Source organism: Labrenzia sp. PHM005, assembly GCF_006517275.1.
In the GTDB taxonomy this organism is placed as follows: Bacteria; Pseudomonadota; Alphaproteobacteria; order Rhizobiales; family Stappiaceae; genus Roseibium.
Map to the genome: position 1 here is coordinate 1,034,082 of NZ_CP041191.1, position 14,430 is coordinate 1,048,511.

Annotated in this window: 15 protein-coding genes; 8 read left to right on the forward strand and 7 right to left on the reverse strand. The window is 57.0% G+C overall.

The genetic code is table 11. The features are described from left to right. Nucleotides 1-24 precede the first annotated feature (24 nt). The gene (locus tag FJ695_RS04535) at nt 25-1,059 is read left to right on the forward strand and encodes an acyltransferase family protein (protein WP_141184327.1); all 1,035 of its coding nucleotides are present in this window, start codon (nt 25-27) and stop codon (nt 1,057-1,059) included. 43 nt (nt 1,060-1,102) lie between these two features. Here the strand turns inward: FJ695_RS04535 and FJ695_RS04540 are convergent, their stop codons facing one another. After that, nucleotides 1,103-1,861 carry a DUF1194 domain-containing protein gene (locus FJ695_RS04540; RefSeq protein ID WP_141184328.1) on the reverse strand — a complete coding sequence of 253 codons (759 nt, stop codon included), beginning with the start codon at nt 1,859-1,861 and terminating at the stop codon, nt 1,103-1,105. 208 nt (nt 1,862-2,069) lie between these two features. Between FJ695_RS04540 and polA the strand changes: the two genes are divergently transcribed. Then, on the forward strand, nt 2,070-5,039 hold the full coding sequence (gene polA, locus FJ695_RS04545; protein ID WP_141184329.1) for a DNA polymerase I: 2,970 nt from the start codon (nt 2,070-2,072) through the stop codon (nt 5,037-5,039). Nucleotides 5,040-5,320: 281 nt separating this feature from the next. Here the strand turns inward: polA and FJ695_RS04550 are convergent, their stop codons facing one another. Beyond that, nucleotides 5,321-5,860 (reverse strand): L,D-transpeptidase, encoded by a 540-nt coding sequence (locus FJ695_RS04550; RefSeq protein WP_209010921.1) that lies wholly within the window; start codon nt 5,858-5,860, stop codon nt 5,321-5,323. Nucleotides 5,861-6,053: 193 nt separating this feature from the next. On the opposite strand from FJ695_RS04550, the gene FJ695_RS04555 reads away from it, so the two are divergent. Both FJ695_RS04555 and FJ695_RS04560 read left to right on the forward strand, forming a co-directional pair. After that, a complete protein-coding gene (locus FJ695_RS04555) occupies nt 6,054-6,737 on the forward strand; it encodes a response regulator transcription factor (protein ID WP_141184331.1) in 684 nt (227 codons plus the stop codon). Between the two features lie 68 nt (nt 6,738-6,805). Further along, the gene (locus tag FJ695_RS04560) at nt 6,806-7,303 is read left to right on the forward strand and encodes a Crp/Fnr family transcriptional regulator (RefSeq protein ID WP_141184332.1); all 498 of its coding nucleotides are present in this window, start codon (nt 6,806-6,808) and stop codon (nt 7,301-7,303) included. A 53-nt stretch (nt 7,304-7,356) separates the two neighbouring features. Here the strand turns inward: FJ695_RS04560 and FJ695_RS04565 are convergent, their stop codons facing one another. The 4 genes from FJ695_RS04565 to FJ695_RS04580 all read right to left on the reverse strand — a co-directional run bounded on the left by FJ695_RS04565 (nt 7,357) and on the right by FJ695_RS04580 (nt 9,587). Further along, nucleotides 7,357-7,974 (reverse strand): ATP-dependent Clp protease proteolytic subunit, encoded by a 618-nt coding sequence (locus tag FJ695_RS04565; protein WP_141184333.1) that lies wholly within the window; start codon nt 7,972-7,974, stop codon nt 7,357-7,359. A gap of 39 nt (nt 7,975-8,013) precedes the next feature. Next, nucleotides 8,014-8,373, reverse strand: a complete 360-nt coding sequence (locus tag FJ695_RS04570) for an SRPBCC domain-containing protein (RefSeq protein ID WP_141184334.1) — start codon at nt 8,371-8,373, stop codon at nt 8,014-8,016. Beyond that, complete coding sequence (locus FJ695_RS04575) at nt 8,370-8,684, reverse strand: helix-turn-helix transcriptional regulator (RefSeq protein WP_141184335.1); 315 nt, start codon at nt 8,682-8,684, stop codon at nt 8,370-8,372. Before FJ695_RS04575 ends, FJ695_RS04570 begins: the two co-directional genes overlap by 4 nt. 81 nt (nt 8,685-8,765) lie before the next feature. Beyond that, nucleotides 8,766-9,587, reverse strand: a complete 822-nt coding sequence (locus FJ695_RS04580; protein WP_141184336.1) for a cyclase family protein — start codon at nt 9,585-9,587, stop codon at nt 8,766-8,768. Nucleotides 9,588-9,759: 172 nt separating this feature from the next. On the opposite strand from FJ695_RS04580, the gene FJ695_RS04585 reads away from it, so the two are divergent. The 4 genes from FJ695_RS04585 to speB all read left to right on the forward strand — a co-directional run bounded on the left by FJ695_RS04585 (nt 9,760) and on the right by speB (nt 13,319). After that, complete coding sequence (locus FJ695_RS04585; protein WP_141184337.1) at nt 9,760-11,286, forward strand: YifB family Mg chelatase-like AAA ATPase; 1,527 nt, start codon at nt 9,760-9,762, stop codon at nt 11,284-11,286. Between the two features lie 95 nt (nt 11,287-11,381). Next, complete coding sequence (locus FJ695_RS04590; RefSeq protein WP_141184338.1) at nt 11,382-11,699, forward strand: heavy metal-binding domain-containing protein; 318 nt, start codon at nt 11,382-11,384, stop codon at nt 11,697-11,699. Continuing rightward, nucleotides 11,699-12,310, forward strand: a complete 612-nt coding sequence (locus tag FJ695_RS04595) for a GNAT family N-acetyltransferase (RefSeq protein ID WP_141184339.1) — start codon at nt 11,699-11,701, stop codon at nt 12,308-12,310. The genes FJ695_RS04590 and FJ695_RS04595 overlap by 1 nt, the downstream gene beginning before the upstream one ends. A 55-nt stretch (nt 12,311-12,365) precedes the next feature. Beyond that, nucleotides 12,366-13,319, forward strand: coding sequence for an agmatinase (gene speB / locus FJ695_RS04600; RefSeq protein WP_141184340.1), 954 nt, complete (start codon nt 12,366-12,368; stop codon nt 13,317-13,319). Between the two features lie 62 nt (nt 13,320-13,381). Here the strand turns inward: speB and cysK are convergent, their stop codons facing one another. Next, nucleotides 13,382-14,341 (reverse strand): cysteine synthase A, encoded by a 960-nt coding sequence (gene cysK, locus FJ695_RS04605; RefSeq protein ID WP_141184341.1) that lies wholly within the window; start codon nt 14,339-14,341, stop codon nt 13,382-13,384. Between the last annotated feature and the right edge of the window lie 89 nt (nt 14,342-14,430).

Sequence of the window (14,430 nt, forward strand, 5' to 3'; positions counted from 1 at the left end):
AGTTTGCGGAACAGGAAACCGGACATGATCCAGGCTCGGCGCGTCGATTGGGTAGATACAGCAAAAGGCATCTGCATCATCTTCGTTGTGATGATGCATTCCGTGCTTGGTGTTGAAGCAGCGGCTGGTGAAAAAGGCTGGATGCATGCCGTAATTGCATTCGCTGCGCCTTTCCGGATGCCAGACTTCTTTCTGATCTCCGGATTGTTCCTGTCGAACGTCATTGGACGTGACTGGAAGCTCTATGCCGACCGGAAAGTCGTTCATTTCGCTTACTTTTATGTGCTTTGGATGACTATCCAGTTCATTGTAAAAGCGCCGGTCTTTGCCGATGAAATGGGCGCAGCTGGTGCGCTCCAGTTCTATTTCGTGAGCTTCGTTCAGCCGTTTGGCACGCTGTGGTTCATTTACATGCTGCCGGTCTTTTTCGTGGTCTGCAAGATCGCCCATGACAAGGGCATTCCCTGGCAACTGATGCTCGGTGTTGCCGCCCTCTTGCAGATCGCACCGATCCACACCGGCTGGTTATTGGTCGATGAGTTCGCCTCGCGTTTCGTTTATTTTTATGCTGGCTACATTTTTGCGCCAAAAATCTTTGAGCTGGCCGATTGGGCGCGTGAGCGTGTGTCCTTGAGCCTGGTTCTGCTTCTGGCCTGGGGCTTGGTGAATGGTGCTCTGGTTTACATTGGCTGGTCTGCTTTGCCCTTTGTGTCTCTGGCGCTGGGCGCGGCTGGCGCCGGGGCGATCATCCTGACCAGCACATTGATCGTCAAAGCAGGCAGCATGGATTTCTTGCGCCACTTTGGTGCGAATTCGATTGTTATCTATCTGGCGTTTTTCTTCCCTATGGGTGTGTCCCGCGTGATCCTGCTGAAGCTCGGTATGTTGGACATCGGCACCATATCGCTGGTCGTGAATATCGTTTCAGTGATCAGTCCGATGATCCTGTTCTGGCTGATCCAGAAAACCGGGTTCGGCTGGTTCCTCTTCAAGCGGCCAAAATGGGCCTATTTAGGTGGAACTTTCGGGAAACAGCGCGTTCCGCAAGCCGCGGAATAGGTGCCTGAGACAGAATCCATGTGAAATCTGTGTCTCCAAATAGTCAGTCTGCGATCGGGTGGTTTCGGTCCGAGGCGTTTTGCGCCAGAAGTTTTGTGCCGATTTCTCTGAGCAGCTTGCGGGTCATGGCTGTCTGATAGTCGTCATAACTTGCTGTGACTTCGACAAAGGCGCCGGGCCCCCGAATGACCTTTTCGGCGAAATAATCGTCCGTGTGCTCGTCGTTCAAGATGACGAGTGCATTCACGGTGACATTTAGAAAGCTTGCATCCCGGTAGGCGATCTCCGGTTCAAAACCGGTGTTGTTGGCACCGTCTGATGAGACGTCAATGACGAGGCGCTGACATGGACTGGGCGCGTTTCTCAAGACTCTTGAGCCATGCGCAAGGGCATAGCCCAGGGCTGTCATGAATTCCTTGTGGCTGCGGGTATTGTCGGCCAATTCGACGGCCGCGGCTGCAACGGAATTTTCTCCAGTCAAAAACCGCCAGTCCAGCAGGGTCTTTTGCTGATAGTGACCGCTCCATTCAAAACTGGAAAACCAAATCCCGCCAACGGAGTTGATGGCTTCCACAACCAGTGGATCTTGAAGCGCGTTCGCCAGACCGGTCAGCTGGAGATCATATTCTCTCGCATCGACGCTGGCCGAAACATCCAGGGCAACAACAAGGGCTAGGGAACAGGGTTCTGCGCGGGCTTCTAAAGGAAAGATCAACAGGCTTGCGGCGGCAAACAGCCCCGCCAGCCGGTTCGGCCGGGAGCCTGGTGTTTTGGATCGGCGATTGGCTGGCGTATGGGCCATGACCGGGAAGCCTTCGTCCGGGCAAAATCTCACATTTTTGGAACTGAGGAACTTTACGGCGGGATCTCTGGCTTGGGCAAATCACAAGTCAGAAAGACGGGCAAACACCCATTGAAATCGGAGGCACGGACCTTTGAATGGCAGGAGAACTCTGAAAGCGGTGGATTAGCTCTTTTCACAAGGGCCTGGCGCGGGCAATATCCGCGCCATGTCGACACAAGAATCCTCCGCCGCCCTCACCGCTGATGACCACCTGATCCTGGTTGACGGCTCCACGTTTATTTTCCGCGCCTACCATGCGCTGCCGCCCCTGACGCGCAAACCCGACGGCTTGCCCGTTGGTGCGGTTTCCGGGTTCTGCAACATGCTGTGGAAGCTGCTTCAGGAAGGTCTGACGCCGGAAGAAGGCGATGAGCCGACGCATTTTGCGGTGATTTTTGATCATTCGGCACAGACGTTCCGCTCTGATATTTACCCGGAGTACAAAGCGCATCGGCCACCGCCGCCGGAAGATCTGGTGCCGCAATTCGGCCTGATCCGCGAAGCCACCCGGGCCTTTTCGACCCACTGCATCGAACAGAAAGGTTATGAGGCCGACGACCTGATCGCCACCTACGCGGCCCAGGCCGCAGGTCAAGGGGCGCGGGTGACGATTGTTTCCGGCGACAAGGATCTGATGCAGCTGATCGGGCCGACTGTTGGCATGATCGACACGATGAAAAACAAGATTTTCGGCGAGCCGGAGGTTTTTGAAAAATTCGGCGTTGGTCCAGACAAGGTCATCGAGGTTCAATCGCTTGCCGGCGACAGCGTCGACAATGTGCCCGGTGTGCCTGGTATTGGCTTGAAGACCGCCGCGCTCCTGATCAATGAGTTCGGCGATCTGGAGACCCTGCTTGCCCAGGCCGAAACCATCAAACAAAAGAAACGCCGGGAGAACCTGATCGAATTTGCCGATCAGGCGCGGATTTCCAAAGAGCTGGTGACTCTGAAACAGGATGTGCCGGTGGAAACACCGGTTGGCGATCTGTCGGTCAGCGATGTGGATGGCCCCAAGGCGGTCGGCTTCCTGAAAGCCATGGGATTCACCACGCTGACCAAAAAGGTTGCCGAAGTCACCGGCGCGGAATTGGCCAACATCGAACCGGTCGACTACCAGGTCCCCGGCTGGGATGTGCCGGACCGCAAGGGCCGGATGATGGAGCGCCCGGGCGGGGCGGCTGCCGCTGACCCCGCGGAGAGTGCTGAAGGTGCCGGCGGGCCGGACGGTTTGATGGTGCCGCAAACCGTTGCCGATGAGCGCGCGGCCAAGATCGGTGCGCTTCCGGTCGACAACAGCGCCTATGAGACCGTCACCACGCTGGAGCAGCTGCAACCGTGGATCGACGCAGCCTATGAGAAGGGGTATGTGGCCTTCGACACGGAAACCACCTCGCTCGATGCCATGCAGGCCGAACTGGTCGGCATTTCCTTAAGTTCTGAACCTGGAAAAGCCTGTTACATTCCGCTGACCCATAAGGACGGTGAGGGGGATCTGTTGGGCGGTGGCGGATTGCTGCCGGGTCAGATCCCGCTGAATGAGGCGTTCAAGGCCCTGAAACCAATGCTGGAAGACCGCGGCGTCCTCAAAATCGCTCAGAACCTCAAATACGACTGGCTGGTGATGACCCGCTATGGTGTCGACATCGGCCCGTACGACGACACGATGCAGCTCTCCTACACTGTCGATGCCGGCAAGGGCGGCAATGGCATGGATGAGCTCTCCGAGCGCTGGCTCGGCCACAAGCCGATCCCGTTCAAGGAGGTTTGCGGTTCGGGCAAGTCGATGATCACCTTCGACAAGGTGCCGATCGACAAGGCAACTGCCTATGCTGCCGAAGACGCCGATGTCACCTTGCGCCTGTGGTTGATCCTGAAACCGCGCCTTGCCAGCGATCACATGGCAACCGTTTATGAAACGCTGGAACGGCCCATGGTGCCGGTGCTGGCGCGCATGGAAAAGCGCGGTATTTCCGTTGACCGGCAGATGCTCTCCCGCCTCTCCGGTGATTTTGCGCAAGGCGCGGCGGCGCTGGAAGCGGAAATCTATGAGCTTGCCGGCGAAACCTTCAATGTCGGCTCTCCCAAGCAGCTTGGCGAAATCCTCTTCGGTAAAATGGGTTTGCCGGGCGGCAAGAAGACCAAGACCGGCGCCTGGTCGACGTCGGCTCAGGTTCTGGAAGATCTGGCCGCCGAAGGCCATGCATTGCCGTCAAAGATCGTTGAGTGGCGCCAGCTTTCCAAGCTGAAATCCACCTATACTGATGCCCTGCCCGGCTATATCCATCCGGAAACCAAGCGCGTTCACACGTCCTATGCTTTGGCGGCGACCACCACCGGACGTCTTTCCTCATCCGAGCCGAACCTTCAGAACATTCCTGTACGCACGGAAGCGGGACGGAAAATCCGCCAAGCGTTTATCGCCGAAAAGGGTCACAAGCTGATCTCGGCCGATTACAGCCAGATCGAGCTGCGTGTGCTTGCCCATATGGCGGATATTCCGCAGCTGAAAAAAGCCTTCGAGGACGGGCTCGACATTCACGCCATGACGGCCTCGGAAATGTTCGGAACACCGATTGAAGGCATGGATCCGATGGTCCGCCGGCAAGCCAAGGCGATCAACTTCGGCATCATCTACGGCATTTCCGCCTTTGGCTTGGCCAACCAGCTCGGCATCGGCCGGGGGGAAGCCAGCGACTACATAAAAACCTATTTCGAGCGTTTCCCTGGCATCAAGGAGTATATGGAAGCGATCAAGAAGCAGGTTCATGCGGACGGCTATGTCACCACGATCTTTGGCCGTAAGGCCCATTATCCGGACGTGAACACCAAGAACCCGAACATGCGCAACTTCTATGAACGGGCGGCGATCAACGCCCCGATCCAGGGCTCGGCGGCCGATATCCTGCGCCGCGCCATGGTGCGCATGGAAGATCGGCTGACCGACGCAAAGCTGAATGCACAAATGCTTTTGCAAGTGCACGACGAACTGATCTTTGAGGTGCCGGATGCTGAGGTCGAGGCGACCATTCCACTAATCAAGGACGTCATGGAGAACGCCTGCGATCCGGCTCTGAAACTCTCCGTCCCGCTGCAAGTAGACGCCCGCGCGGCCGACAATTGGGATGAGGCGCATTAGGGGATTTCTGACCTCAACCTGGCGCTGGACGGATACTTGTTCTGTCTGCGCGGTTATCCCTCGAGGCCGCGTTCGTAAGCGTCCGCAGGGCTAGAGAGTTTGCTTGGATGCCGCTACAGTACTCTCTGTTGTTGTCACCCCAGCGCAGGCTGGGGTCCAGTAACCTCATAAAATGGCGTTATTTTCCGACCGCTAACGACACGGAGTACCGGGTCTCAGCCGGAGTTTATGCCCGCGAAGGTGGGTGCTGGGACCACAATTCAAGGTGCTCAAGCGTTTTCCTACCCCCGCACCACCATCTGGCAGCCCGGTGCGATCTTGGACAGGATTAACCGCATGTGCTGCGGGTATACGGCGACACAGCCTTCGGTCGGCCGGTAATCCTCGCGGGCGATATGGAAGAAAATCGCGCTGCCCTGGCCCTTCACCGGCGGGTACATGTTGCAATCCAGCACAACGACGATGTCGTAGAGCCGGTCGTCCCGCCACATTTTTTCGTGACTTGCGGCGAACGGCAGATCGACCGGGCGGTTGTAGCGGCGATGGCATGGATCGTCGCACCAGCCCATGCCCGGCTTTAAAGTTTCAACTGGCAACGAGGTTTGCGGACGAGGACCACGGTCGCCGCGGTAATAAACGTGAAGCACTTCAAAACTGCCGAGTGGGGTTGCGCCGTCGCCCTCACGTTTGCGCCCAATCACGCCGGAGCGGCCCAAGGCACACGGGACCGTGATCGGCCCACAGCGCAGCACGCCCTTCGTTCTGTCTCTGGGAAGGGCATGAACCTCCAGGATCTCCGCCAGTTTTCCGATGCCTTGCATATGAATTTCCGATTTGGCCAATGTGTGCTTCAAAGCTCTTGATAAACCGGCGCTAAAGCCCGCGTGAAGAAGAATTGACGTGAGGCTGCTTGTAAGGCGACACTTTCCCGCGCACATAAGTGTGACAACGCGCTTGTGTTCATTACACAAACTGCCGTGATCACGAATAGAATTCTGGCGAGGACCCGACGAGATGACCGCCCGCACAATATTGATTGTCGATGATGATACCGAACTGCGCGAAGCGCTGGTCGAGCAGCTCTCGCTCTATGATGAGTTTGAGACGCTTCAGGCGGATTCGGCAACATCCGGCATCGCTATGGCCAAGGAAGAGCACATCGACCTTTTGTTGATGGATGTCGGCTTGCCGGATATCGACGGCCGCGAGGCGGTCAAATTGCTGCGCAAGAGTGGGTTCAAGGCACCGATCATCATGCTGACCGGCCATGACGGCGACAGCGACACGATCCTGGGCCTCGAAGCCGGTGCCAATGATTATGTCACCAAGCCGTTCAAATTCGCCGTTTTGCTGGCTCGTGTCCGCGCGCATCTGCGCCAACATGAACAAAGCGAAGACGCGACTTTCGCCATCGGCCGCTATTCTTTCCGCCCCGCCGCCAAGGTCATGCAGGAAGACAATGGTTCCAAAGTCCGCCTGACGGAAAAAGAAACCTCGATCTTAAAGTTTTTGTATCGTGCCGGTGAAAAGCCGGTGACCCGCGATGTGCTGCTGCATGAGGTCTGGGGTTATAACTCCGGTGTCACCACTCACACGCTGGAAACCCACATTTACCGCCTGCGCCAGAAAATTGAGCGGGACCCCTCCAGTGCAGAGCTGTTGGTGACGGAAGCGGGCGGCTACAAGCTGGTCCCATAGAACAAACTGTTGTTCTCAGCGTGCATAATCGCTTGTGCACGCATTGATAATCATCGTAAATCTTGGGCATGAGCCTTGCCCAAGACATAACGATTCTCAAAAAGATCCCGATGTTTTCGGACTTTCAGGACGATCAGCTGCGCCTGCTCGCGTTCAGTGCGGAAAGCATGGACTACGGCAAGGGCCAGCGTTTGTTCGATCAGGATGAGCGGGCTGATGGCGGGCTGGTAATTACTGACGGTCTTGTATCGCTGGCAACCCGCGGCGAAGACGGTTTTGAAGAAGTCGATCAAGTTGGGTCGGGCACACTTTTGGGCGAAAGCGCGCTCCTTGTCGAAACCAAACGTCCTTGCCGGGCCGAGGCCATTGAGCCGGTGCGCATCATCCGTATCCGCCGGGCGCTTTTCAAACGCATGATTTCCGAATATCCGGAGCTCGCGCAGCGTTTGTTTGATCAGCGCGCAGCCCGGTTCCGCACCACCATCGGCCGGCTAAAACCCATAGGTGATAAAATGGCTGAGCTGGAACAGCTCAACGCCGAACGCCGGGCGAAGGACGACGTTTAAGCCGGCCGTTCGCAAATCCAAATCTTTGGCCAGCGGATCCCTCCGCTTCGGTATTAGGCAGCTTCTTGAATCTCGTCGGCCTGAGGTTCCATAATCTGATCGATCAATCCCCATTCCATGGCCTCTTCGGCGGTCATGAACCTGTCCCGGTCCATGGCACTTTCGAATTCCTGATATGATGGGCCGCAATGATCGGAATAAAGCTGGGTCATCCGGTGTTTGGTGCGTTTGATTTCCTCAGCATGGATAACCATGTCGGACGCCTGACCTTGAAAGCCGCCGGACGGCTGGTGGATGAGAATGCTGGCGTTGGGCAAGGCTGCTCGTTCGCCCGGCTGACCCGCCATCAATAAGAATGATCCCATGGAGCGGGCAGTCCCCATGCAGAGCGTATGAACAGGCGGCTTGATATGCCGCATGGTGTCGTACATGGCGAACCCGCTGGTCACCATACCGCCCGGTGAGTTGATGTATAAACTAATCGGCTTTTTGGGATTTTCTGCCTCAAGGAAAAGCAGCTGCGCGCAAACCAATGCCGACACATCATCGTTGACTTCGCCGTTCAGGAAAATGATCCGTTCGCGCAAAAGCCGGGAGTAGATATCAAACGAGCGCTCTCCCCGGTTGGACTGTTCAACAACCATTGGAACCAATTGCATCATCGTGGACATGACAGTCTCCGTTGGTGAAAAACTTGAATTAGAAAGGCCTTATGCGGCCAGAAAAAAGCATTTGAAATTGTTGTTCGACGCCCGTTGGTGGAGTTGGTCGAACTTGGAGGCTGGCCGTGTGTGAACAATCTGCAACCGGGTCTTGCCGCCGGGTTCCGGGTGGATCTGGAAGGTCACGACGCTTTCTCCATTATAGGGTCCCGCGTCCCGCATCCGGTAGGATATGGCCTTGCCTGGCTCTATGTGGACCGCGTCCGGATCAGACAAGTCGCCCTCTGGCAGCCAGTGGTTTCGGAGCGCAGGAATTGTCAAAGCGCGCCAGACTTTTTCAGGCGGTTCATCGAGCTGATAGTCCTGCTCAATGGCCACGGATCCATGGCTGGCGCTCTTATCGGTCATTGATCCATATCCTTCAGCAAATCCTTAAGCGCATCTACCCGTTTGGGCCAATATGCGCGGTATTTTGAAAGCCACCCGGCAATCAGTGCCAATCCGTTCGGATTGACTTCATAATTCACAAACCGGCCGTCCCGCTCCTCAAGGATCAGCCCGGCATCTCTCAATACTTTCAGATGCTGGGAGACGGCGGGCTGACTGATGGCCAGTCCTTCACGCAATGTGCTGGCGTTGCTCGCACCTGACGCAAGTTTTTCATAGAGGCTGCGCCGGGTCGGATCGGCCAACGCACGGAATATGCTTGATTCGTCCATGGTCAATACATAAGCATTCACTTATGTATATTGCAACTATTTTATGTGTTGCCCGGAACAGCAACCTTGAGACTGACAGCCTTATACCATCGCCATGACGCGGCTGGGGCCACCGGTGCCGCCACGATGTTTCGGGGCGCCGACAATCAGCGTTGCACCAGATGCCGGAAGCGCGTCAAGATTGGCCATGCACTCCAATCCCCAACGGCCGGACGGCAGCCAGGCATAGTGAACCGCAAAATCCTGGGAGATACCATGATCGAGAGACAGGCTGTCGACTGCAATACCGACCACATCCGCGTCGTCCATCAGCATCTGCACCGCTTCGATATGAAATCCCGGAAAATGCATGACGCCGCCGTCATCGGCGTTTCGGAAATTATTGGAAGCGGCATGCGCGCTCCAGCCGGAGTTCATCGCAACGCAAGCGCCCTTGGGGATGTCGCCATGGGCAGAGATCCAAGCGTTCAGATCGTCTGGCGTTACCTGGGCGTCCGGGTTCTCCGCTGCCCGCGCCTTGATATCGATGACGCAAAGTGGAGCCACCAGGTTTTCGACTGGGATTTCAGCAACCGACTGTCCATCGGCGGAAAAATGCAAGGGTGCATCGAGGTGGGTGCCAGTGTGCTCGTTGATCGTGAGGTTATAAAGATTGTAGCCATCCTTGGCGAAATCAAAGACCTTCTCGGCTATAAAACCCGGGACGCCGCCAAAGGTTGGAAAATCCTCAGACAGCTCGTGCGTTAAATCCATGACCTTGGTGGGCGCCTGCGCCATGGCTGGCAGAGTACCGCTGAGAGATGCCGCTGCCACCGCGCCGGACCCAACCGCAGCGGCTTTGAACAGCCCCCGCCGGGACAGCATTTTTTCCTTAACGGATGTGATGACGCATAAATCGCACATGCTATGTCCTCCAAGATTATCTGGGTTTTCCAGTGTGGGGTATTGGTGTTTTCACATCAACTGCAGGCAACAAAGCTGTAAAACACCGACGCTGGGTAGATGAATTGTGTTCGCACCTTGCTCTCTCTCATAAATTGCAATAGCGTTTTCTTCAATCAGTAGAGGGAGCGATATGGTCAGCCGCGTGACCACGGTGGCCTTCCAGGGCATTGAAGCTGTTCCAGTCGACGTGCAGGTGCATGTCGGACCGGGCATGGTCGCCTTTATGATCGTCGGCCTGCCGGACAAGGCGGTTGCCGAAAGCCGGGAACGGGTCCGCGCCGCACTCTCTGCCTCCGGCCTCGCGCTTCCTGCAAAACGGGTCACGGTCAATCTCGCTCCGGCAGATCTGCCGAAAGAAGGCTCGCACTACGATCTGCCGATCGCTCTCGGCGTGATGGCCGCGATTGGCGCCATCCCGGCGGAGTTCCTGGAAAACTATGTCATTCTCGGAGAACTGGCTCTGGATGGCACTCTGGCGCCGGTCGCAGGTGTTCTGCCTGCGGCCATGGGCGCCAATGCGTTGGAAAAAGGCCTGATCTGCCCAGCTGAAAGCGGCGGCGAAGCAGCCTGGGCGGACAGTGAGATGGATATTCTGGCGCCGCGGTCGCTTATCCAGCTCGCCAATCACTTTAAGGGAACACAGGTGTTGTCCCGCCCGGCGGCCAAATTGCGCGGTGAGCCGGACGGTATTCCCGATCTCGCCGATGTGAAGGGCCAAGAAAGCGCCAAACGCGCGCTGGAGATCGCTGCGGCTGGCGGCCATAACTTGCTGATGGTCGGCCCACCTGGCTCCGGCAAGTCCATGTTGGCAAGCCGCCTGCCATCTGTCTTGCCGCCGCTTACCCCGCGCGAGCTTCTGGAAGTGTCCATGATCGCCTCGCTTGCTGGAGAACTGGCGGACGGCAAATTGTCTGACCGGCGGCCGTTCCGGGCACCGCATCATTCAGCTTCGATGGCAGCCTTGGTTGGGGGCGGCTTGCGGGCCAAACCCGGCGAGGTCTCGCTCGCCCACAATGGGGTCTTGTTTCTGGATGAACTGCCGGAATTTAATCCGCAGGTGCTCGACAGCCTGCGCCAGCCGCTGGAAACCGGCGAGGCGATCATTGCCCGGGCCAATCACCGGGTGACGTATCCGGCGCGGATCCAGATGGTCGCTGCGATGAACCCCTGCCGCTGCGGCCATGCCGGAGAACCCGGCCATCAATGCCGGCGCGGCGAACGGTGTGTCACCGAATATCAAACCCGGATTTCCGGTCCGTTTCTGGATCGAATCGATCTTCGGATAGAAGTTCCAGCCGTTACTGCCTCCGATCTAATCGGTCCGGCGGAGAGCGAACCCTCGTCCCAAGTGGCAGACCGCGTTTTGACCGCTAGAAAAATCCAGGAACACCGGTTTTTCGATCTCGGTGTTGCCGCCCGCACAAATGCGCAAGCACCTGCGTCCATCGTTGAGCAGATGGCGCAATCGGACGACAAGGGCCTTGCCTTCTTGCGAGAGGCTGCGGATACCTTGCAGCTATCTGCAAGAGGTTATCACCGGGTCTTGAAACTTGCGCGCACACTCGCCGATCTTGATGGCCTTGAAACGGTCGCTCGTATCCACCTCGCCGAAGCGCTCAGTTACCGTGGTCAGGATCTGTCGCGCCGTGCGGCCTGAAGAATACCAAGGCCTTTAACCAGCTGACCTTCCTTGCATTTGCCGCCGCGTCATCCCATGTCCTAACCGATACTCAAAGATATTGGAGGACAAAGATGCTGGTCACCACAACCCCAACCGTTCAGGGCAAAGATCTCGACTACAAAGGCCTGGTCACAGGGGAAGCGATCCTTGGTGCCAATATCTTCAAAGACCTTTTTGCCGGTATCCGGGACATTGTTGGCGGCCGCTCCGCCGCCTATGAAGAAGAACTCGCCCGGGCCCGGCAGATGGCACTGGATGAAATGTGCCAGCGGGCGCAGGCCATGGGTGGCAATGCGGTGATTGGTGTCGATCTCGATTATGAAACCGTCGGCCAAAACGGCTCCATGCTGATGGTCAGCGCCACTGGAACCGCTGTCTACATTCGCTGATGCCAGACTGCGGCTCCCAAACCTTTCAAATTGTGCCTGGGTTTCCAGAAGATCAAAGGGACGCAGCGGCTCGTCTTTTCTGGCAGGCCTTTTCCGGCAAACTCGGCAAGGTGCTGTCTCCCGAAGACAAGGCACTAGCTCTGATTTCGCGGCTGCTGGATCCGAACTATGCGCTCAGCGCTGTCACCGGAGACGGTCGGCTGTTGGGAATGGCGGGATACAAGACGGAAAATGGCGGCTTGGTCGACGGCGGACTGTCGGACATGATGGCGGTCTATGGTGTTTTGGGCGGTTTGTGGCGGGGACTTGTCCTGGATCTGTTGGAGAGGGACCCGGAACCTGGACTTCTGTTGATGGACGGCATCTTTGTCAGCCCGGACGCCCGGGGCCTCGGTATCGGGACGGCGTTGTTGGAGGCGGTTTGCGGAACAGCTGCTGCAAAGGGATGCAGCAAAGTCAGGCTCGATGTGATCGACACCAATCCACGGGCCCGGGCACTTTATGAACGATGTGGGTTTGCCGCCATCGAAACAGATGAAACCGGACCTTTGAAACATGTGTTCGGCTTTTCCTCAGCAACGAGAATGGAAAAGCATGTGACCCCGGCTTGACGGGCCAGCAGTTCACGCGGGAAGCTCCGGTCAGACAAACTACCTGGAGCGTTTCATGACATCTCACGGATATGAAAGCGGGCGGCTGAATCTGCCCTTTGTCGGTATTTGCACATTTGGCAAGTACCCCCATCAGCCGGATTGGGATGCGATTGATGCCGATGTCGCGGTTCTGGGCGCGCCGTTCGATTTTGGCACCCAGTGGCGCTCTGGGGCTCGCATGGGTCCAAGAGCCATCCGCGAAGCCTCGACCTTGTTTTCCTTCGGCCATGCCGGCGCTTACGATTTTGAAGACGATGTCACCTATCTGGCCGATGAAACCACAAAGATCGTCGATCTGGGGGATGCGGATATTGTCCACACGGACACGATCGAAAGTCACAAGCGCATCGAATTTGGTGTCCGGAAAATTCTGAAAGCTGGAGCCCTGCCCGTCGTGCTCGGCGGAGATCATTCGATCAATATCCCCTGTATCAACGCATTTGACGGCGAAGAGCCAATCCACGTGGTGCAGATTGATGCCCATCTGGATTTTGTCGATGAGCGGCACGGCGTCCGATACGGGCATGGCAATCCGATGCGCCGGGCGGCCGAAAAACCCTATGTGACGGGCCTCACCCAAATCGGCATCCGCAATGTTTCCTCAACGGCAAGGGATGGTTATGAAGCCGCCCGGCAAATGGGCTCGGACATTCAGTCGGTCCGGCAAACCCGTAAGCTTGGCACAGAGGGGCTGCTTGCCCGGATCCCGGAAGGAAAACGCTATTATCTGACGCTGGACATCGACGCCTTCGATCCGTCCATTGCGCCGGGCACCGGCACACCCAGTCACGGCGGGTTTCTCTATTATGAAGTGTTGGAATTGATCGATGGGCTGGCCAAACGCGGCGAGATCGTCGGCCTGGATCTGGTGGAAGTTGCCCCGGATTATGATCCAGCTGGCGTCACCAGCGTTTTGGCGGCGCAAATCCTGATGAACACCATCGGCCGGATCTTGCATCACCGGTAGGTGAAAGGAAAAACGCCGCGATCAACTCGTGGTCGCGGCGTTTTTGATGGTCGACAAAGAGTTCATAGACCTTCGAAAAGGGCTGTTGAGAGATAGCGTTCGGCGAAGGACGGAATGATCACCACGATGTTTTTGCCGGCCATATCGTCCCGCTGGCCTATCTTGACGGCGGCCGTCAGCGCAGCGCCTGAAGAAATTCCGACTGGAATGCCTTCTTTAGCGGCGACATCCCGGGCTGCGGCAAACGCATCTTCGTTTGCAACGGTGATCACTTCATCAAACACGTCGGTGTCGAGTACGCCTGGAACAAAACCTGCGCCGATTCCCTGGATCTTGTGTGGGCCAGGCTGGCCACCGGAGAGAATTGGGCTGTCCGCCGGTTCAACGGCGACGACATGAAGGTCCGGTTTGCGTTCTTTCAGGACTTGAGACACGCCGGTGATGGTGCCACCGGTACCAATGCCGGAGACGAAGGCGTCGACTTGACCGTCCGTGTCGTTCCAGATCTCCTCGGCGGTTGTGTTGCGGTGAATTTCCGGGTTTGCCGGGTTTTCAAACTGCTGCGGCATCACGGCGCCGTCGATTTCAGCCAAAAGTTCCTCAGCCTTGGCGATGGCGCCCTTCATACCTTTGGCACCTTCGGTCAATTCCAGCTCCGCACCCAGGATCTTGAACATCTTGCGCCGCTCAACTGACATGGTCTCCGGCATCACCAGGATGAGGCGGTAGCCTTTGGCCGCTGCAACAAAGGCCAGAGCGATGCCTGTGTTCCCGGATGTCGGCTCCACCAATGTTGTCTTGCCCGGCTCAATCGTTCCGGCTTGTTCCATGGATTCAATCATGGCGACCCCAATCCGATCCTTGACGCTGCCGATCGGGTTGAAGAATTCCAGTTTGCCAAGAAGGTTTGCCTTGACGCCATGAGCTTCTGCCAGCCGGTCCAGACGAACCAAGGGCGTATCGCCGATGGTGTCCGTGATCGAGGAATAAATCTTTCCGCGCCCATGCGTCTTCTTTGTCATGGCAGTCTCCCAGATAGGATGAGTGGTGTGCAGGCAGCACATGTCTTTGGTTGGCAGCTAAGATAGTACGGCAAACTCAGAGTTTTAAG

Coding starts and splice junctions, on each gene's coding strand:
- FJ695_RS04595 (WP_141184339.1), top strand. CDS start 11,699: ATGCCAGACTGCGGCTCCCAAACCTTTCAAATTGTGCCTGGGTTTCCA.
- FJ695_RS04580 (WP_141184336.1), bottom strand. CDS start 9,587: ATGTGCGATTTATGCGTCATCACATCCGTTAAGGAAAAAATGCTGTCC.
- cysK (WP_141184341.1), bottom strand. CDS start 14,341: ATGACAAAGAAGACGCATGGGCGCGGAAAGATTTATTCCTCGATCACG.
- FJ695_RS04590 (WP_141184338.1), top strand. CDS start 11,382: ATGCTGGTCACCACAACCCCAACCGTTCAGGGCAAAGATCTCGACTAC.
- FJ695_RS04575 (WP_141184335.1), bottom strand. CDS start 8,684: ATGGACGAATCAAGCATATTCCGTGCGTTGGCCGATCCGACCCGGCGC.
- FJ695_RS04535 (WP_141184327.1), top strand. CDS start 25: ATGATCCAGGCTCGGCGCGTCGATTGGGTAGATACAGCAAAAGGCATC.
- FJ695_RS04585 (WP_141184337.1), top strand. CDS start 9,760: ATGGTCAGCCGCGTGACCACGGTGGCCTTCCAGGGCATTGAAGCTGTT.
- FJ695_RS04550 (WP_209010921.1), bottom strand. CDS start 5,860: ATGCAAGGCATCGGAAAACTGGCGGAGATCCTGGAGGTTCATGCCCTT.
- speB (WP_141184340.1), top strand. CDS start 12,366: ATGACATCTCACGGATATGAAAGCGGGCGGCTGAATCTGCCCTTTGTC.
- FJ695_RS04540 (WP_141184328.1), bottom strand. CDS start 1,861: ATGGCCCATACGCCAGCCAATCGCCGATCCAAAACACCAGGCTCCCGG.
- FJ695_RS04570 (WP_141184334.1), bottom strand. CDS start 8,373: ATGACCGATAAGAGCGCCAGCCATGGATCCGTGGCCATTGAGCAGGAC.
- polA (WP_141184329.1), top strand. CDS start 2,070: ATGTCGACACAAGAATCCTCCGCCGCCCTCACCGCTGATGACCACCTG.
- FJ695_RS04565 (WP_141184333.1), bottom strand. CDS start 7,974: ATGTCCACGATGATGCAATTGGTTCCAATGGTTGTTGAACAGTCCAAC.
- FJ695_RS04555 (WP_141184331.1), top strand. CDS start 6,054: ATGACCGCCCGCACAATATTGATTGTCGATGATGATACCGAACTGCGC.
- FJ695_RS04560 (WP_141184332.1), top strand. CDS start 6,806: ATGAGCCTTGCCCAAGACATAACGATTCTCAAAAAGATCCCGATGTTT.